Annotated in this window: 21 protein-coding genes; 4 read left to right on the top strand and 17 right to left on the bottom strand. The window is 68.0% G+C overall.

Annotated elements, in window-relative coordinates; translation table 11 throughout:
- Window positions 1-279: 279 nt before the first annotated feature.
- The gene (locus tag ABT078_RS28930; protein WP_351232757.1) at window positions 280-1,077 is read right to left on the bottom strand and encodes a GntR family transcriptional regulator; all 798 of its coding nucleotides are present in this window, start codon (window positions 1,075-1,077) and stop codon (window positions 280-282) included.
- Between the two features lie 144 nt (window positions 1,078-1,221).
- Between ABT078_RS28930 and ABT078_RS28925 the strand changes: the two genes are divergently transcribed.
- On the top strand, window positions 1,222-2,127 hold the full coding sequence (locus ABT078_RS28925; RefSeq protein WP_351232755.1) for a fumarylacetoacetate hydrolase family protein: 906 nt from the start codon (window positions 1,222-1,224) through the stop codon (window positions 2,125-2,127).
- Window positions 2,128-2,304: 177 nt separating this feature from the next.
- Window positions 2,305-2,922 carry a VOC family protein gene (locus tag ABT078_RS28920; protein ID WP_351232753.1) on the top strand — a complete coding sequence of 206 codons (618 nt, stop codon included), beginning with the start codon at window positions 2,305-2,307 and terminating at the stop codon, window positions 2,920-2,922.
- On the opposite strand, the gene ABT078_RS28915 is transcribed toward ABT078_RS28920, so the two are convergent.
- Window positions 2,879-3,145: a hypothetical protein gene (locus ABT078_RS28915; RefSeq protein ID WP_351232751.1), complete on the bottom strand. Its 267-nt coding sequence runs from the start codon at window positions 3,143-3,145 to the stop codon at window positions 2,879-2,881. The genes ABT078_RS28920 and ABT078_RS28915 overlap by 44 nt on opposite strands.
- Here ABT078_RS28915 and ABT078_RS28910 point away from each other — a divergent pair.
- On the top strand, window positions 3,090-3,338 hold the full coding sequence (locus ABT078_RS28910) for a hypothetical protein (protein ID WP_351232823.1): 249 nt from the start codon (window positions 3,090-3,092) through the stop codon (window positions 3,336-3,338). The genes ABT078_RS28915 and ABT078_RS28910 overlap by 56 nt on opposite strands.
- Before the next feature lie 59 nt (window positions 3,339-3,397).
- On the opposite strand, the gene ABT078_RS28905 is transcribed toward ABT078_RS28910, so the two are convergent.
- The 15 genes from ABT078_RS28905 to ABT078_RS28835 form a co-directional block, all read right to left on the bottom strand.
- Window positions 3,398-3,625, bottom strand: coding sequence for a hypothetical protein (locus tag ABT078_RS28905; RefSeq protein WP_351232749.1), 228 nt, complete (start codon window positions 3,623-3,625; stop codon window positions 3,398-3,400).
- Entirely contained in the window at window positions 3,622-3,981 is a 360-nt protein-coding gene (locus ABT078_RS28900; RefSeq protein WP_351232747.1) for an FAD-dependent oxidoreductase, read from the bottom strand. The genes ABT078_RS28905 and ABT078_RS28900 overlap by 4 nt, the downstream gene beginning before the upstream one ends.
- Before the next feature lie 352 nt (window positions 3,982-4,333).
- Complete coding sequence (locus ABT078_RS42890) at window positions 4,334-4,870, bottom strand: hypothetical protein (protein ID WP_502981374.1); 537 nt, start codon at window positions 4,868-4,870, stop codon at window positions 4,334-4,336.
- A 351-nt stretch (window positions 4,871-5,221) separates the two neighbouring features.
- Complete coding sequence (locus ABT078_RS28890; RefSeq protein WP_351232745.1) at window positions 5,222-5,449, bottom strand: DUF6059 family protein; 228 nt, start codon at window positions 5,447-5,449, stop codon at window positions 5,222-5,224.
- A gap of 567 nt (window positions 5,450-6,016) precedes the next feature.
- Entirely contained in the window at window positions 6,017-6,388 is a 372-nt protein-coding gene (locus ABT078_RS28885; RefSeq protein ID WP_351232743.1) for a DoxX family protein, read from the bottom strand.
- The gene (locus tag ABT078_RS28880; RefSeq protein ID WP_351232741.1) at window positions 6,385-6,753 is read right to left on the bottom strand and encodes a flavin reductase; all 369 of its coding nucleotides are present in this window, start codon (window positions 6,751-6,753) and stop codon (window positions 6,385-6,387) included. Before ABT078_RS28880 ends, ABT078_RS28885 begins: the two co-directional genes overlap by 4 nt.
- Window positions 6,754-6,900: 147 nt before the next feature.
- Window positions 6,901-7,614 carry an ABC transporter ATP-binding protein gene (locus ABT078_RS28875; RefSeq protein WP_351232739.1) on the bottom strand — a complete coding sequence of 238 codons (714 nt, stop codon included), beginning with the start codon at window positions 7,612-7,614 and terminating at the stop codon, window positions 6,901-6,903.
- Window positions 7,611-10,418, bottom strand: a complete 2,808-nt coding sequence (locus tag ABT078_RS28870; RefSeq protein WP_351232737.1) for an ABC transporter permease subunit — start codon at window positions 10,416-10,418, stop codon at window positions 7,611-7,613. The genes ABT078_RS28875 and ABT078_RS28870 overlap by 4 nt, the downstream gene beginning before the upstream one ends.
- Window positions 10,419-10,489: 71 nt before the next feature.
- Window positions 10,490-11,740: an ABC transporter substrate-binding protein gene (locus ABT078_RS28865; protein WP_351232735.1), complete on the bottom strand. Its 1,251-nt coding sequence runs from the start codon at window positions 11,738-11,740 to the stop codon at window positions 10,490-10,492.
- A 216-nt stretch (window positions 11,741-11,956) separates the two neighbouring features.
- Window positions 11,957-13,594, bottom strand: a complete 1,638-nt coding sequence (locus tag ABT078_RS28860; RefSeq protein ID WP_351232733.1) for a long-chain fatty acid--CoA ligase — start codon at window positions 13,592-13,594, stop codon at window positions 11,957-11,959.
- Between the two features lie 79 nt (window positions 13,595-13,673).
- Window positions 13,674-13,832 (bottom strand): hypothetical protein, encoded by a 159-nt coding sequence (locus ABT078_RS28855; RefSeq protein WP_351232731.1) that lies wholly within the window; start codon window positions 13,830-13,832, stop codon window positions 13,674-13,676.
- Window positions 13,833-13,847: 15 nt separating this feature from the next.
- A complete protein-coding gene (locus ABT078_RS28850; RefSeq protein WP_351232729.1) occupies window positions 13,848-14,807 on the bottom strand; it encodes a VOC family protein in 960 nt (319 codons plus the stop codon).
- Window positions 14,804-15,541, bottom strand: coding sequence for a fumarylacetoacetate hydrolase family protein (locus tag ABT078_RS28845; RefSeq protein WP_351232819.1), 738 nt, complete (start codon window positions 15,539-15,541; stop codon window positions 14,804-14,806). Before ABT078_RS28845 ends, ABT078_RS28850 begins: the two co-directional genes overlap by 4 nt.
- A 184-nt stretch (window positions 15,542-15,725) precedes the next feature.
- Entirely contained in the window at window positions 15,726-16,046 is a 321-nt protein-coding gene (locus tag ABT078_RS28840; RefSeq protein ID WP_351232727.1) for a hypothetical protein, read from the bottom strand.
- 120 nt (window positions 16,047-16,166) lie between these two features.
- Window positions 16,167-17,114, bottom strand: a complete 948-nt coding sequence (locus ABT078_RS28835) for an alpha/beta fold hydrolase (protein WP_351232725.1) — start codon at window positions 17,112-17,114, stop codon at window positions 16,167-16,169.
- A gap of 23 nt (window positions 17,115-17,137) precedes the next feature.
- Between ABT078_RS28835 and ABT078_RS28830 the strand changes: the two genes are divergently transcribed.
- On the top strand, window positions 17,138-18,136 hold the full coding sequence (locus tag ABT078_RS28830) for an acyl-CoA dehydrogenase family protein (RefSeq protein ID WP_351232723.1): 999 nt from the start codon (window positions 17,138-17,140) through the stop codon (window positions 18,134-18,136).
- Window positions 18,137-18,243 lie beyond the last annotated feature (107 nt).

Raw genomic sequence — 18,243 nt, 5'->3', positions numbered from 1 at the left:
GTCGTTGCTGATCAGTACGCCATGCGGTCCGTGCCAGGCGCTGATCAGGCCCGTGGAGACCCACGCCCTCGTCCATTGCCGCGATCGTGGCAGACGCCGGCAGCTCTTCCTGAGGAGCTTCCTTCCCCGTCCACCGACGAACCTAGTCGAACATCTCGTCCTGTGAGTGGCGAAGCGTCGGGTGCTGCATCCACACGTCGACAAAGGACATCGTTCGAATCTTTCGAACCTGCGAAGACCGGACCCTCGTCGATCACCTGGCCGATGGATGGTAGGGCGTTACATGACGTCCTCCGTCGACCAGGTGCCCCTCGCGAGGTCGAGCGTTTCCTCGGGAGTGTCGTGGTCGGGGTGCAGGAAGATGCGTACCCACTCGAGCACCTCGTCGCTCGGGTCGTGCAGGGTGAAGGTCGACACCAGCACGCGCTCGGCGACCGTGAGCCCCAGTGCCTCGGTCACCACGGTGGGGGCATGGGTGATCCCCATGCGTCGGCGGATGTGCGCGATGGAGTTCCCTTGCTGCGCAAGGATCCGGGCCATCGACTCCTTCTCCAGCTCGCGCATCGTGTGCCGCTCGCCGACGGCGGGCCGCTGGACGTTGTGGGTCACGCTGTGCGCGGCACCCTTGTGGTGGCGCAGCCTCATGCACTGCCAGAGATACTCGCCGGACGGGAACCCGAACGCGGCGCACGCCTCGACGGGCGCGATGGAGGTCCCCGCCTCGAGCACCGTGTAGGTGTAGGCACGCAGGGACCCGAACTCCAGGATGCCCGGCCTGTCGTCCTTCGCGGCCGCTTCCGGCCGGTGCAGCACCCGCGGGCGTCGACCGCGCCGCCGTTCGATCCATCCGTCGCCGACCAGGCGATCCAGCGCTGCACGACTGGTGATCACGCTGATTCCGAGGCGTTCGGCGAGCTCCTTCTCGCCGGGGAAGTCGGACCTTCCCTCCCACAGGCCGTCCGCGATGTCGCGGCGAAGCTCGAGATAGACCTGGTGGTGCAACGGGACGCTCGCGTCGAAGCGGACGCGGGCTGCGGTGCTGCCGGCGCCGCCGGCATGAGGTGGACGCAGACTCATTGCCACATCATAAACCTATGTGTTTATGATGTGCTACCCGCCACGTGGCCGGCCGACCTCGCTGTCGCGACCGATCCCCCACGAGGCAGTCCCGGCAGGCCGATGCCTGGACGGCTCTCTACGACAGCGGGATACGGAGAGGACATGCGCCTTGCGAGCTTCCGCGCCGCCGGCAAGGAGCGCTTCGGCATCGTCGCGTCGTCGGGTCTGGTCGACGTGTCCGAACGCACGAGCGCCCCGGACCTGAGGACCGCTCTCGCCCGAGGCGTCGACGCCCTCGAACGGTTCGCTGACGCGCCGGCCGACTGGTCGTTCGACGACGTGACGTGGCTGCCACCCGTCACCAACCCCACCCATGTCATCGGAGTGGGACTCAACACGAAGAGCCACTTCGAGGAGACAGCTTCCCTCATGCGCCGGCAGCCGGGTGACTACCCCCAGCACCCCCGCTTGTTCATGCGCAGCCCGCTCAGCCACGTCGGGCACGAAGCCGCCGTCCTGGTGCCCGCGACGTCACCGTGCCTGGACTACGAGGGCGAGATCGCCCTCGTCATCGGCCGGTCCGGTCGGCGTGTCGCTCCCGACCGGGCCATGGACTGTGTCGCCGGGTACGCCTGCTACAACGACGGGAGTGTCCGGGACTTCCAGACGCACTCCAACCAGGTCACCGCCGGGAAGAACTTCCCCGCGAGCGGAGCCTTCGGCCCGTGGATCACCACCCGCTCCGACGTGCCCGACCCTTCCTCGCTGACCCTGGAGACGCGGGTCAACGGCGAGGTGAGTCAGCGTCTGGAACCGGGCGACCTGATCTTCAGCCACGCCGAGCTGGTCTCCTACATCTCGACCGTCTTCGCGCTCCAGCCGGGGGACGTCGTCCTCACCGGCTCGCCGGCCGGGATCGGGGCCCTCACGAGCACGTGGCTACGCGCCGGGGACCGCGTGGAGATCGCGGTCTCCGGCGTCGGCGTGCTGCGCAACCGGGTCGAGAACGAGCCGACCGGCGGTGACGACAAGGAGGTCGACGAGCATGAGCGTGAGCGTGAGCAGTGAGTACCCCACCGACGGCGGCCCAGGAGTCGTCGTGGTCGGGGCCGGTCCCGTCGGGCTCACCCTGGCAATCCCGTTCTCCTTCTGTGCACCGGTCACGTTCCCCGCTGACGCCCCACGCAGGAGCACACCGGCCTACCTGTCGACCCATCACGTCCGACGAACCAGAGAGGTACGACGATGACCAAAGCGCACGTCCCGCAAGCTCGCGGTGGCTTCCGGCCCGCCGAGTATGCCCACATCGTGCTGCGCACCGCACAACCCGACGCCCTCGTCGACTGGTACTGCACCGTGCTCGGCATGCAGGTCGTCATGAGACACCCGCTGATCATCTTTCTGACGTGGGACGAGTCGCAGGACCGGATGGCGATCCTGCCCACCCAGGGAGCCGTGCCGTCGACGAGGAAGACGACCGGGATGGACCACGCCGCCTTCGAGGTCGGTTCGCTCAAGGAGCTGACCGGCCACTACCGCGACCTCAAGGCGAAGGGCTTCGTCCCCGTACGCTGCGTCAACCACGGCGTGGCAACGTCCCTGTACTACCGGGACCCCGACGACAACGAGATCGAGCTGAGCGTCGGTGCGTTCAAGTCCGCGGCAGAGCTGAACACGTGGTTCTCGACGGGGCTGTTCGAAGTCAACCCCCTCGGTGTCTACATCGACCCCGAGGCGCTGTGCGCCCGCGTGGAGTCCGGTGAGCCGGAGTCGGAGATCCTCAAGCCGCATCCTCGGCACGCCGAGTTCCTCGCCGAGCTCATGTCGTCCGGCCTCGAGGACACTTGGGTTCGCGGGAACTGACGGAATTTTGCCAGAACAGCGCGGGCTCCTCCAGCGACCAGCGGCGCAGGCTTTCGTAGTCGCGAGCGCCGGCTCTCCCCCGCTCGTCGAGCCACCGGGCGGCCTTCAGCGCCGCGGTGGTGATGGGCTGGGCCTGGAGCACAGCGGCGAGGGCGAGGGCGTCTTCGATGGCCATCGAGGCGCCCTGTCCTGCGCCGCCAGGGTGGGCGGCGTCGCCGACCAAGACGATGCGGTTGCTGTGCCAGGTCGGGATCGGGTCGACCGTGCATGATCACGGCCGGGTGCAGCCGGGTGGTGGCCGCGATGACCGCCGAGGGCACTACCTCGTCGCGATACAGGTCGGCGGTGCGGAGCAGCCAGTCCGCGTCGCTGACACCGTCGAGGTCCGGCTCGACCGGGTCGGCGATCTGCGCTGACCACCACACCTCGCCATCGTGTGCGGCCAGGTGGATGAACGCGCCGTTGCGGGCGAAGGTCAGGTTGAACACTCCAGGCTCCACGCGCTCATGTGGGAGATGCCTGAGATCGCGTAGAGACCGGCGTACTGAGGGCGGGGCGCCGCCGGGTCGAGCAACCCGCGTGCGGTCGACCAGATGCCGTCGGCGGCCACGAGCAGGTCGGCACTGTCTCGCCCCGTGCCGGCGAACTGTGCGGTTACCGCTTCTGGCGTCTCGGTTACGTCGACGAGGCGTTCACCGGTCACGATCTTCGCCCCGGCATCGCGAGCCGCTTGCCGCAGGCCGTCAGCCGGCCGCGCATCAGCGTGACGCTGTGCAGCGGGTCGCTGCTGCGCCTGCCGCGTGGGACGTCGCCTGGCAGGTGGCCACCGGCCGACCACATCCGCTGCCTGGGGATGCCGACTCCTGCGACCTGGACCTGTTCTAGGCAGCTGAGTGCGTCCAGGCCCCGCACCCCGTTGCTGGCCAGGCTGACGAACGAGCCGACGTCGCCGGCCGGATCCTCGTACGCCTCGTAGACGGTCACCTCGGCACCGATGTGCCGTAACGCCAGCGCGACAGCAGATCCTGCGACTCCGCCGCCGATCACGATCGTTCGCATACCTGTGCCGTGCCATAACTCGTCGTACGGGTTGTGAGCTGGGGTTTCGCCCATCGGACGCATGCTTGGATGATGCTGTTCCGGCTGCTGTATCTGATCATGGTTCAGGTGTTCGGCTGGCTTGCGCGGCTGTCGCGCAGCGACGCAGCCAAGACCGCGGAGCTGCTGTCCTGCGGCACGAGGTCGCCGTGCTGCGCCGGCAGGTCGGCCGGCCGCGACCGTCCTGGCCGGACCGGGCGGTGCTGTCCGCGCTGGCGCGGCTCCTCCCCGGCAGGCTACGCCAGCATCGCCTCGTTACGCCGGCCACGCTGCTGGCTTGGCACCGCCGTGTGGTCCAACGCCGGTGGACCTACTAGATCCGGCCAGGTCGGCCGCCGATCAGTGCCGAGGTCCGGGATCTGGTCCTGCGGCCGGCTCGGGAGAACCCGAGCCGGGGACACCGCCGCATCCAAGGCGAGCTGGTTGGCCTCGGGTATCGGGTCGGTGCCGGCACGATCCGCCGGATCCTGGCCCGCACCCGGACAGGACCAGCGCCGCGCGGTGTGGACACCAGTTGGCGACGCTTCCTCCGCACCCAGGCGCACCGGCTGCCGGCCACCGACTTCTTCCACGTGGACGCGGTGTCCGACGCCATCACCGGCCGGTAGTACGCGATATGACTCCCGCGGTGCCGCAGCCGCAGCCACCCGTCCCGGCCGGCCCGTCGCAGATACGGCACCACGCGCTGCGGGTGGCTCAGCGCGTAGCGCACCTTGTGGCCCAGTCGTGAACGGTTCCTCGGCGAGCGGAAGACCACGCTGATCTCGTCCTCGCTCACCTGCTCGATCACGAACTCGTCGAACCACTGCCGGAACACCTTGTCGCCGACGTAGGGGATCGCCCCGGTCATCGCGGCGAACTCCTCTATCCTCTGTCTTCGAGGATCGGGAGCCGGCCCGCGTAGAAGGCCCGCACCTCCACCTGGAGATCGACCGAAACCCGGGTCGGAGCAGGGCTTGATCGGTGCGGCACGGTGCATACCCTTCGTCTTCGTCGTTCGCGCCCCCCGGTACGAGCGTGGGCACACCACTCTCGGACGCGTCCCTCGACCGCGGCTCGCACGGCGCTGGACCGCCGGTCAGCCGACGACGGTCCAGCTGTTCCCCGGCCGAGGTTCATTTCGGGGACGACGACCTGGCCATACCGTCACCGGAATCACCCGCGAAGCGCATGATCACCCGGTCCAGGCGACGAATCTCCTTCACTCCCTCTCCCCGATCGGTGTGACGAGCTGTCGTTGGAGCGCGCGTTCGGTATTGGTCAGTGGAACGTCCGGACAGAGCCGCTCCGGATGGCCCTGTGGTGGTTCTTCCAGTCGCGGCGCGGCCATGGGCTGCAGTGGCCCCATCGGGGGAAATCCGATCCAGACCCACCCCGCGGCGGTCAGCGAGGAGTAGACCTCGCGCAGTGCTCTGCTCACGTATCTCATGTCACGTACCTCATGTCACGTACCTCGTGTCACGTACTGATCGTCGACCTCGGTGAGCGGGCACACGTGTTCCGGTTCCTGATCCGAGACCGCGACTGCAAGTTGGCAGGTTCACCCGGAGCAGCACCCGGGCCGACGTGTTTGCGGAGACCGCCAGCGCGCCGAGTCGGCGCAGCTCGGCCGGCGACTCGACGTGGATGCGGTCCACCCCGGCGGCGAGGGCGCCGGCGAGGTCCTCGTCGGTCTTGCCGGGCCCGGCGTACGCGGTGCCGACGAGATCCGCACGTTGCAAGTTCTCCTCGCCCGCGTCCCGGCCTCCAAGCATGCAGCGGATGCACGGAAACGGATTGAGGTCAGGCGACGCGCGGAGAACCGGGCTGCTTTGGACACCCAGTCCAGGCCCGGGCGTCAGCGGGTCGCGCTGCGCCCTGTGTCGTTCGGAAACCCGGCTGGGTTGAGGGTGCGGTCTTGTGCGCCGTGGGATCGAGGTACCGGTCGGTTTATGCCACCTGCACGGCCATCTGGTGGCGGACCATTGTGGCGACGCCGGCGCACTGCGCCTCCTCGTCACAGCGGGACCAGAGTCCAGCGAAGGACCGCGATTGCCACGCAGATCAGGCCAATGACCACCGTCGCGAGCGAGCCCTCACGCCGCTGCAGGTGGTAGACGGTGCCGCCCACCATCACGATCGCCAGGCCTACAGCGGCCAGCGGGGTCAGGACGGGAAGGATCCCGGTGGCCGCGGGAAGGATCAGGCCGACCGCGGCCAACACCTCGGCGATGCCGGTGAAGACGAGCAGGCTGTGGGGCCAGCTGGGCTCGCGGCCCCGCTCGCGCATCCGGCGCACGAGCCACTCGGGCGGCGCTATCATCAGCGCCCCATGGACCAGGAACAGAGCGGCCATGAGGGCCTGCAGCACCCAGGTGAGGACATTCATCGTTCATCGTCTCCGTAATCGTTGAGAAGCCCATTGAGGCCTGTCGCCCTCTCAGGCGAGGACCATGACGAGCCAGGTGAAGGGGTGAACTGTGCCGCCGGGCGTGTGGTGCGCGTTCTCACTCGGCCATTGCCAAGGCGGCGACCGATCTGGAGAACTTGAGTAGCCGGCCAACCAACCAGTGTGGGGTCGAGCGAAACCGAGGTGAAGGTCCCGACGACCATGCCGACCGGTCCGGTGCCGGGCAGGTAAGAGGTCACCACTGCCACGCCGGTCGGACAGTGCGCCAGGGCGGCCCGGAACTCTGCCGGCTCAGGAGGGCGCCCGGCCGCCCGAGCGCTGTTGCTCAGACTGCGTTGCCTCACCTTCGTTGCGGGTCCCGGGTGGCCTGGCCGCGCGTCCCGTGCGTGGCGCTGTGGCGGACAGGCCTCATCGATCGTCGAGTTACCGCTGGCGTGCGGCAGGACGCCGCTCGCTCCTGCAGCTGTTCAGTTCTCTTTCTCTCTGCCGTTTCAGGCCGCCTTGCCGCCCAGGTAGGCCGCCTCGATCTGTTCGGGCTTGGCCAGCAGTTCGCTTGGCGCACCACGAAGGACCTCGGCGCCGTGGGCGAGCACGATCGCCTGGTCGCTGATGCCCAGCGCAAGCCGGAAGTGCTGCTCGACGAGGATGACCGCGGTGCCGGTCTCGTCGGCGACCTGTCGGATCACCGGTAGCAGGTGCTCGACGATGACGGGCGCCAGTCCCATCGAAAGTTCGTCGACCATCAGCACTTTTGGGTCCTGGACCAGGGCCCGACCCAACGCGAGTTGCTGTTGCTCACCGCCCGACAGCAGCCCGGCGTGCACGTTGAGCCGCTCTCTGAGCAGGGAGAAGAGGTCGAGCACGTCGGCGATCCGGCTTTTCGAGGTGGCGGCCAGGGCGAGGTTCTCCGCGACCGTGAGGGTGCGGAAGAGCGACCGGTCGTCGGGCACGAATGCCAGGCCGGCCCGGGCGGCCGTACGGGGTCGGCCGGCGGGCAACGCGACGCCGTTCACCGTGACGGTGCCGGCCGACCGCGCAAGGAGCCCGGACAGTGCTAGCAGGGTTGTGGTCTTGCCGGCGCCGTTGGGGCCGAGCAGGCAGAGCACCTCGCCGGGGGCGAGGGCGAATGAGAGATCCCGGATCACCGGGCTGCCGACGTAGCCGGCAGCCAGGGCGGTGACCTCGAGTGCGGGGGTGGCGCTCATTTCACGACCTCATGGCTTGCAGGGATGGTAGGCCGGTCCGGTTGGCGTGGCGCGGGTTGGGCTGGGACTGGCTGAGCGCCGTCGTGGGTGGCGCCGAGATACGCCGTGATCACGGCCGGGTCGTTGCGGACCTCCTCGGGGCTGCCGTCGGCGATCTTCTTGCCTCGGTCGAGTACGACGATCCGGTCGCAGGTCTGGAGGACGAGGCCCATGTCGTGATCGATCATCACGATGGTGGTGCCGGCGTCGCGGACCGCCTTGAGCCGCTCGCCGAGCCAGAGGCTCTCGGTTGAGTCAAGGCCGGCGGCCGGCTCGTCGAGGAGAAGCACTCGTGGTCTGGTGGCCGACGCCCGGGCGACGGAGACCAGTTGCCGCTGTCCGTGGGAGAGTTCCGAGACTGGGCGGTCGGCGACGACGGATAGGCCGAGCACATCGAAGATCGCGCGAAGCTCTGGTCGACGTAGTGATCGACGGGCGCCGGTGCCGGCGGTGCCCACCGTGACGTTCTCCTCGACGGTGAGGTCCTCGTAGAGCTCCACCGCCTGGAAGGTGCGACCAAGCCCGGCGCGGACCCGCTGGAAGGCCGGCCGGCCATCGAGGCTCACACCGTCGAGCGCGACCACACCGGAGGCGTTGCCGACGAAGCCGCCCAGGGCGTCGAGCAGAGTGGTCTTGCCCGCGCCGTTGGGGCCGATGATTCCGAGGATCTCGCCGTCGCGGACGGTGAGGCTGACGTCATCGACGGCCACTACACCGCCGTATCGGACCGCGACCGAGTCCACCTGGAGAATCGTCTCGCCGATCGGGTGCGCGGTACGCTCGTCAACCGCACGAGCCGTGGACATCACCTCGTCGTCGCTGACCGGGGCCTTGTGCCGGTTACGCCGACGCCGTAGGAGTTCCTGGATCGGACCGGTCATTCCCTCCGGGTACTTGATAACGGTCAGTACCAGCGCCAGTCCGCTGATGACCGCCCAGTACTGATGCAGGTCGATCCAGTTGGTGAGCGCGTAGTAGAACAGGCCACCAGTGCCGGCCACGCCGGCGGCCAGGCCACCGAATACCGAGGTGACCCCGGCCAGGCATACGGCGGCAAACAGCGCGACACCGGTGAGCGTCGCGTACGTAGATGCGGAGGCCACCTGCTGCTGGTAGCCCATCAGTGCGCCACCCCAGCCGGCGATGAAGGCGCCGATGGCGAAAGCGGCGATCTTCACTCGGCGCACGTCGATGCCGGAGGCGGCGGCCGAGCGCTCGTTGGTTCGTACGGCCAGCATCGACGCGCCGAGCCGGCTACGGCGCAGCAACGCGACCCCGGTGCCGGTGATCGCGAGCACGGCGAGGACCATGACACCGAACGCCATTCGCGGGTAGGCCATGCCCTCGCCGATACCGAGGTCAAGGCCGAAGAGACTAGGAGCACCGATCGGAGCGCCCGCGGTGCCGCCGTTGATCTGCGGGTTCTGGAACCAGATCATCTCCGCCGCCGCGGCGAAGGCGAGTGTGACAGCGGCTACCGGGAGTCCACGCAGCCGCATTGCTGGGAGGCCGATTATGACGCCCAGGACCGTCACGGCCGACGCAGCGAGCAGCGGCGCGAGGGGGAAGGGGATGCGCAGGTCGGTGGCGAGCCGAGCCAGCAGGAAGGCCGAGCAACCGGCCAGGGCCAGCTGGGCGAGGGAGACCTGCCCGGCGTACCCCGTCACAACTACATAGGACAGAGCGAGAATGCCGAGGACCATCGAGGTGATGACGGCTGCTCGCCAGTTCCCACTGGTGGTCAGCAGCGCGACCAGCCCGACGACAACGCCGATCCCGACCGCCAGCGGGAGATTGCGCGGCAGCGGCGCCCGCCCCAGGGACTGCTGGGCGATCGAAGCGCGTTGCGGGATGCTCCCGCCGCGGAAGAGCAGCACCACGAGGATCAGGAAGAGCGGAACGAGGGTGTCGACGCCGGATTTCGGAAAGTGCGGGACCGTGGCCTGGAGGTTGGCCGCCTCGGACTGCAGCATTCCGATCGCCAGGCCGGCGGCGATCGCGGGGCCGAGCCGGGCCAGGCCGCCGACCAGGGCAGCGGCCAGCGCCGGCACGATGAACAGCGTGTACGCGCTGGGAGAGGGCGCCACGATCGGTGCGATCAGGATGCCCGCCAGGCCGGCCACCACCGCGGACAGCGCCCAGTTCACGGCGGCGATCCGATCCGGGGAGAGCCCGCTGACCAGTGCGCCCCGCTCGGACTCCGCAACCGCGCGGGTGGCGAGGCCGAACCGGGTGAACCGCACCAACGCGCCAAGCGCCAGGCCCACCACGACGATGATGCCGGCGAACCAGAGCCGGTCCTCGGCGAGGTTCGTGCCGCCTACCGTGATGGTTCCAGAGGGCAGGATGGACCGGACGATCGCCGGGCTGTTGCCCAGTCGAGCGGACAGCAGGCTCTGGATCATGAGCATGAGGCCGATGCTGGCCACCGCCTTGGCCACCGGGGAAGCCGAACGCAGCGGGCGAAACACCAGCCCGTAGAGCGCGAGCCCCAGCACGGCCGCGATCGCGAGAGCCAGGATCATCGCCGGCAGGACGGCCACCGGCCCACCGAGGTCGACCGTTGTCGGCGTGAATGGAATCGGACTGATCAGCTCACCGCGACGGAGGTAGGCGAAGGTGTAGGCGATGTAGAGCGCGATCGCGCCGGTGCTGAGGTTCACTACGCCGGAGCTGCGGAAGGTGACAACGAGGCCCATCGCGAGCGCGGCATAGACCGCGCCGCTACCCAGGCCGAGCAGGAGGAAGGTGAAATGGGCGGTCATGCGCGCTTCCTTTGCCTGACGGATTCGGTCCGGGACCGGACGAACCATTCGTCCGGTCCCGGCTCGGGTCACTAAAGAACGTTGAACTTGTTGGCCGTTCCCTGCTTGATCTCGCCGACGAAGCCCCCGACCGAGCAGACGTTGGGCAGCTTGGGGAGGGCCTTGCCATCGCAGGTCAGCGTGATTCCGTGGCCGACGGGAAGCGGGACTGCCTTGGCCGCCTTGAGCGCGGCGATGATGTTGGGCGCAGTCGGCTCATTGGTGCCGATGCCGGCGTTGACCATCCGGGTGATGGCCAACATGGTCTGGTAGCCGGCGGTGGCGTTGCCACCGAGGTTCGCATCGGCGGGGGCGAACTTGGCCATCACGGCGCGGTAGATCTTGGCCTCATCGTGATCGCTGGTCCCCTCCGCGGTGGTGAACAGGTACGCGCCCTCGAGGGCATCCGGCACGGCTTCGTAAACCGCGGGCTCCGCGCACTTCTGGGTGAGGTAGCGATCGACGTTCGCGTTAAGGAGCTTCAGACCCTTGAGTGTGGCGATACAGGTCGAGACGTCACCGAGGACGGTGATCGCACCTGGTTTGTCCTTCAGGCCCGCCTGGACCTGGCCAGTGACGTCCGGCGCGCCTGGCGGAATCGGGACGATCTTGCTGTCAATGCCCATCGCCTTGAGGATCGGCGTGGCCGCCCCGATATGCGCGGGAATGTCACCGACCGCTGTGACGTACATGGTTACGTTCTTCACCCCGGCCTTCGCGGCGAACTTCGCCATATTTACGGTCGTGGCGGCGACGCCGCCGTTCCACAAGAAGGCGTTCGGCGTGTTGAACTCGGTGGCGCTGGTGCCCTGGAAGTTCGTGTAGGCGATGCCGGCCTTGGTGATGATGGGAGCCATGAGTTCCCCGTTGCCACCCGTGGTCGCGACGACGGCGGCGACCTGGTCCTGAACCATCTGGTTCGCGCAGGCGGTCATCGTGGACGGGTCCTCCGCGACGAGATCGCAGCGGACCAGTTCGATTTTGTGTCCGGCGAGTCCGCCCAGGTGTTCGTTGGCGTAGGCGACGACCGCTTCGGCTGCAACGCGGCTTTCCGGGAAGTTGGCGGCGGCGCTTCCTTCAGGGTTGAGCAGCCCGATCTTGACCGGGCTGCCGGTGGCGGCCTTGCCGGCGAAGGCGGCTGGGACTGCGGCGATCGCCGCAGCAGCGCGGTCGGTGTTGCCGGTGTCGTCGCTCTTGGCACATCCGGTCATGGTGAGCGCGACGGACGCCGCGACCGCGATGGCCGCCCGACTGGCGGCTTTGCCGCGCCTCTGCTGAGTCATTGTGGGTACCTCTTTCTGCGGGGGGTGCTGGTGGTGACTCTCCTGCGAATGCCGAGCCGCCGGCGGCGACCCGAGGACGCCAAGTCAGTGGTGAAGATGTAGCTGGCGGATGTCGGGCGCGGGGTCCCGTCGAAGGCAGCACGAGCTTGAGCTGATGCCCGCCTGCTTGCATCGGCCTCGATGCCTACCCGAGGTGTTCGGCCGGCTGACTCGGGGTCACGAGGACACGGTGATGACAGTGATTGAGCCGTCGGCGTGCTGGGCCCGCACCCGCTTCTTGTCGAACTTGCCCACCGAGGTCTTCGGAACGGCCTCGATGAAGGCCCACCGCTCCGGCAGTTGCCAGCCCGCAAGCGAGCCGGCGAGGTGGTCGCGTAGCATGGCGGCGGTCGCCGTCGCCCCGTCGTGGAGCACGACCGTCGCGAGTGGACGCTCACCCCAGCGCTCGTCGGGCACGCCTACGACGCACGCCTCCAACACCGCCGGGTGTCCCATGAGCAGGTTTTCCAGCTCCACCGAACTAATCCACTCACCGCCGGACTTGATGACGTCCTTTGCCCTGTCGGTGAGGGTCAGATATCCGTTGGGTGACAGGCTGCCCACGTCGCCGGTGCGCAGCCAACCGTCGTGGAACTTCTCCGGGTCCGGCTCGCTGTCTCCGACGTAGGTACCAGTGACCCACGGGCCACGTACCTCGAGTTCGCCGACGGCCTTACCGTCCGCGGGCATGACCTCGCCTGCCGGGCCGACGATGCGGGCTTCGACGCTCGCCGGCACGCGGCCCTGTGTGTAGCGGTAAGCCCATGCCTCGGGACCGGCCAACCCGGCCGGGGCGCGCGCAACCGAGCCCAGCGGCGACGTCTCGGTCATGCCCCAGGCGTGGATGACCTCGACGCCGTAGCGCTCGGAGAAGGCGTGCATGAGCGAGGGTGGACAGGCCGACCCACCCACGATCACCTCTTTCATCGACGAGACATCGGTCGGATTCACGTCGAGGTGGGCGAGCAGGTCGGTCCAGATCGTCGGCACCGCGCCAGCCAGCGTGGGCCGCTCCGCGGCAATCATTGCCGCGAGTGGGGCCCCCTGCAGAAACCGGTCAGGCATCAGCAGCGATCCGCCCGACATGAAGGCGGCGTACGGCAGGCCCCACGCCATCGCGTGGAACATCGGCACCACGGCGAGCACCCTGCTCGCTGGGCCGATGCCGAACGCCTCCGCCAAGCAGATCTGCATTGAGTGCAGGTAGATGGAGCGGTGGCTGTAGGCGACGCCCTTCGGGTCGCCGGTGGTGCCGGACGTGTAGCACAGAGCCGCGGCGTCGCGCTCGTCTGCCTCGGGCCATGGGAAGTGATCGGACTTCCCAGCTATCAGGTGGTCGTAGCGGTGCACCGTCAGCCCGTCGCTGACGAGGTTGTTCGTGTCGCCGTCGCCGACGACGATGACGTGGTGCAGCGTGGTCAGCTGCGGCAGCACGTTAGCGAGCAGCGGGGTCAGGGTCGAGTCGACAATGATCACCCGGTCCTCGGCGTGGCTGACGATGTAGGCCAACTGCTCTGGGAACAGGCGCGGGTTCAGCGTGTGCAGGACTGCCCCCATGCTGGGGACGGCGAGGTAGGCGACCATGTGCTCGGCGTTGTTCCACATGAGCGTGGCGACCCGCTCATCCCCGGTGACGCCGAGGTCGGTCCGTAGCGCATGTGCCAGCCTCGCCGCCTGGGAGCCGACCTCGGCGAAGGTGGTCCGGCGGGCTCCTTCGGCGGTCCAGGTCACGACCTCGGAAGCGCCGTGTACTGTACGGCCGTGCTCCAGAAGCCGCGAGACCTGCAGTGGGTTGTCCATCATCGTGCTGCGCATGTCGCGGAACCTTTCCGTTCGTGACCCCTGGTGGTGGACATGTGCGTCGTCCCAACCGCGCCGGGACGAGGAACCTACGTCAGGCCTGCAGCTGACGACCTGTGGCCAGCGCCAGTTCGTCGTCCCACGTCTGCATCGACTTGAACGTCGGATCTTGGCGGCACATAGCCTCGGTGGCCGCCCAGATCTCCTCGTCGGACATGTCCAGGTCGAGCCGTTCGGCGCGTGGCTGGCTCACGGGCCGGCCTGGCGGTCATGGCGCCACCTGCATGAAGAAGTCGAAGTCAGGCGCCTCGCCCCAGAGTGGACCGTCGATCATGTCTGCCATCGCCCAGGTACGCGGCTTGTGCGTGTTGTCGAGCCGGTCGCCGTCGGACCAGAACTCGTGCAGCCGTCCCCACGGATCGGAGACGTAGATGCCCACCTGGCCGCCGACGAGGTGACGCTGCGGGCTTCCCCACACCTTGTAGCGGCCCTGCTTGGCGAGGTAAGCGGCGCCTTCGAACACCTCGCTCCAGTTCTGCACCTCGAAGGAGACGTGGTGCCATCCCGATTGCGGGATCGCGGCGATCTGAAGGCAGTGGTGGTCGACCCAGCGCCCGCCGCCGTCGGGGCACAAGAAGACACCGTTGATCTCGCCCTCGCCGTTGTCGCCGAAGTCCGACGGCACCAGGCCGAGGGTATTCTGGTACCAGGCCATGGTTTCGCCGAACTTCTCCGTCTTCTGCACGGCGTGGCCGAACCGCCAGGCGTGCGGCGGCTGATCGGGGCCCCAGGGTCCGACACCGATGCGCTGCGCCGGCACCAGCGCTGAGTTGGACAGCAGCGGCGGGACCACCAGCGGCTCGCGGGGCGCCATTCCGTGGATAACCTCGATCCGGTAGCCGTTCGGCTCGGTCAGCGTCACCCGGCGCCCACCGCCTGGTTCGTCCAGCTCGTGTACGGCGCTGGCCTCCGGCAGCTTGGCCAGCCGATGCAGGTCCTCCTCGTCGGTGACGGTGAACGCCATACCGATGAACCGCGGCTCGCCGAGCTCCGCCACATAGATGTGGTTGGCGGAACCGGTACCGCGCAGGAACAGCTGACGCTCGGTCCGCTCCACCGGGACCAGGCCGAGTGCGCTCAGGAACTCCTCTGCCAGACCCAGGTCGGGAACGGCGAGCCGGGGAAAGAGGACATCGAAGATCTTCACGCGGGGATCTGTCTTGGTCATGGCGTCGACTCCGTGCTGTGGTGAGTGTGCATCGGGGATTCGTCGGTGACCGTGTTGCGCAGTACCCCGATGCCGTCGATGGCGATCTCGACGAGGTCGCCGGGCACCAGCCATGTGGGGGGGTTGCTGGCCGCCGCGACGCCGCCGGGCGTGCCGGTCGCAATGATGTCTCCTGGCCGCAGCGGTATGAAGGTGGAGATGAACTCGATAAGGCGGTCGACACCGAAGAGAAGGTCATCGAGCTTGGCACGCTGCTTCTCGACGCCATTGACCGTGGTCACGAGGCTCGCCTGGCCGATATCGCCGGCCTCGTCCGGCGTGACCAGCCACGGGCCGAACGCCCCCGACCGCCAGAAGCTCTTGCCGGGCAGGAACTGAATGCCACGCGTTTGGAAGTCCCGCAACGAGCCCTCGTTGAAGCACGAGTATCCCGCGATGTGGTGCGATGCCCGGTCCGCGGCGATGTGGCGGCCGCCGACTCCGATGACGACTGCGAGTTCGCCCTCGAAGTCGAACTCCACGGAAGCGGTAGGTCTTACGATCGGCTGACCGTGGCCGACCAGGCTGTCGGCGAACCGCACGAACAGCATCGGCACCTCAGGCTCGGGAAAGCCGAGCTCCCGGATGTGTTCCTTGTAGTTCAGGCCGGCGCAGATGATGCGGTCGGAGTTCCAAACGGGTGGCAGGAACTCGACCTCGTCGAGGCCGATGGTGGGCGCCTGCGTGGAGAACACCGCCAAGGCGCTCAGCTCGCCCAGGGCGTCTTTCAGAGTTTCCGCGGGGCGATCGGGACGCTGACCGATGTCGACGAGTCCCGCATCGGTGTAGATCCCGTAGGACGGGGCACCGGACCGGACGTAGGAAGCTAGCTTCATGGAAACCGTCTCTACTCGAGGGGACAGGGGCTCGCGAAGCGCTTCAGGAGGCCCGCCCGCCGACCACCGGGAAGCTACCGATGCCGAAGGCGGTGATCGTGCCCTTGAGTTCGTCGCCGGTCAGTTCGGCGTTGCACTTGACGGTGAGGGGAAGAGGAGCCTTGAGCTTCATCGCCCAGCGCAGAACCGGGACCGGGCCGTCCTCGATCTGCCCGTCGGTCACCTCGAGTTCGCCGAAGTCGCCTTTCACCGTCCCGGTGAAGCGGTCGCCGTCCGCCAGCACGGACAAGGTGCACCGCATCGGCCCCCTGGGCGTTTGCGCGACGAACTCCCAGATACCCTCAACGTTGCTTCCGGTGGTCATGATCCTTACCTCCTGGCGTAATTGATCGGGATAGCGGCCTGCCCGTCATCAGGCGAGCAGGCCGGTCGGAACGGGATTGCAGTCAAGCTGGTCGGTTCGGCGTGGTGGTGGTCGTCGCGGTCACGCCGTGAGGTGTTCGAGTGCCCAGGTGTTGAACTGGTCGGGTGTTTCGTAGTGGGGCCAGTGGCCGACGCCTTCGACGCGGTAGAGCTTGCTGTCGGGTAGGGCCTCGAACATGGCCTGGATGATGACGAGGACCCGGTCGTCGCGTTCGCACATGCCCAGGACGGGTTGCTGGATGTTGCGGAGGTCGTCGCGGGTGAGGCCGTTGGCCTGGCGCAGGTCGTAGTCGACCCACCAGTTCACCTTCGGGTATACGTCGGCGGCGCCGGGCTGGCGGTTGACGTCGAGCCTCGCGGCGATCATGTCGTCGGGCAGCCGGCGCCGGTCGGGCATGAGACCGGTGAGGATGGCCTCGGCTGCTTCCCACGTCGGCTGCTTGACGATCTCTCGGCGGGCCTCGCCCTCGCTGCCCAACACGGTGGCGATGTCGGGCAGGTTCCAGAACTCGTACCACTCGTCGTTCTCGTCGGGCACTGGGCCGCCGCCCGGCGAAACGATGATCAGCCGACGCACCAGTTCCGGGTAGAGGTGCGCAGCCTGGAGGGCCGCCCACGAGCCGACCGAACAAGCGACCAGGTCGACCTGTTCGGCGCCGATCACCTCGGCCATGTCCTTCAGGAACGCGGCGATGTACCGACTGTCGTATGAGGGAACGTCAGGCTTGTCGCTGTAGCCACAGCCGGGTATGTCGATGGCCCAGCACTCGAACTGCTCACCCAGGGGACCGAGGTTCGGCGCGAAGGTCTCCGCGTGACTGCCGGTGCCCGGCAGCATGATGACCTTCCGTGGCTTACCGGCTCCGGAACGCAGGTAGCGGATCTTCGTGCCCTTGACGTCGAGCCAGCCCTGCTCGAACGCCACGTTGCGCAGATCGGTCCAGATGCTGCGGAACTCTGCGCTCGGCTCTCCGGCCTTGGCGATCTCTTCGACGAGTTTGCTGCCCATCGGGTCTCTTGCCTCCTCGAGTCATGGCTTCCGGTGGCCCGCACTGTCCGAACGCTGAGCGTGTGGGAGGGGGCCTCGACCGGACCGCGGCTGCGGTGCCGGAATGGTTGCACCAATCCTGGAAGTGCGTCAATGGTCTTACACACCTGTTTCCGACCGATGGACACCGCGTTCTCCGGTCAAGCACCCGAGGAGAGTTCTGCGAGCACCAGCGCACCCACCGCCGAGGACCTCAAGTCAGCAGCCACCCAGCCACCCGGATGACCCCGGGGCTCGCCGCACGGCAAGCTCAGGCTGAGTCCGACCGGCGGCCGCCCGACGAGACCGTGACGGAGCTGGCCGAGGCGGGGTTCGTCCACACGCAACTGCCGCCTCAGCCGGGCGGTGGTGGAATCGACATGCTCAGCGAAATGGAGATATCAGCGGCACTCGCCCATGGCTGCACCTCGACAGCATGGGTCCGCAGCGTCCTGTCCGGAGCAACCGGGCTCTTGGCGCTCCTGCCCGAGCAGGGCATCGAGGAGGTGTTCGGCGGCTCGACGCATCTGCCTGTGGCGTGTGGCGTCAACAGCCTGGGCGGACAGGCGCAGCGGGTGGACGGCGGCTACCTCGTCACCGGCTCGTGGGGGTTCGCATCAGGCTGCCTCCACGCCGACCAGGCCATCCTCGCCGTCCGCATCGACGGTGACGACCACGGCCCGAAAACAGGCGCCGCGTGCCTGCCGATGACCGCACTGACGATCAAAGACACCTGGTACGTAGCCGGCCTGACCGCCACAGGAAGCAACACCCTCGTCGCCGACAACGTGTTCCTGCCCGACCACCTCATGCTCCCCGAACCACCCGGCGTCACCGCGATCCTGCACCGCTCACCACCGGCCCATCTCCCTCAGGACCCACCGCGTCGTCGCTACGAACTGCTTGTGGCGGCCGCTGTCTTCCCCGAGCCGTTCAACGACCTCCGCGAGGACATGGGCGACCTGCAGGACGCGGGTGTGGGCGTCGTCGGGATCCGCGACTGAGAAGCCATCCGCTGACCGATCGACGTGGGGCCGGGTCGAGCAGGGGTCCTGATCGGGTGATCGCGGTGGGGTTCGGCGCATGAAGGCAGGGCCTCGCGGTAGCTCGG

Source organism: Streptomyces sp. NPDC002133 (genome assembly GCF_040296405.1).
Lineage (GTDB): Bacteria > Actinomycetota > Actinomycetes > Streptomycetales > Streptomycetaceae > Streptomyces.
The sequence above is the reverse complement of the archived record's forward strand: the minus strand, read 5'-3'. Positions and strand labels throughout refer to the sequence as shown.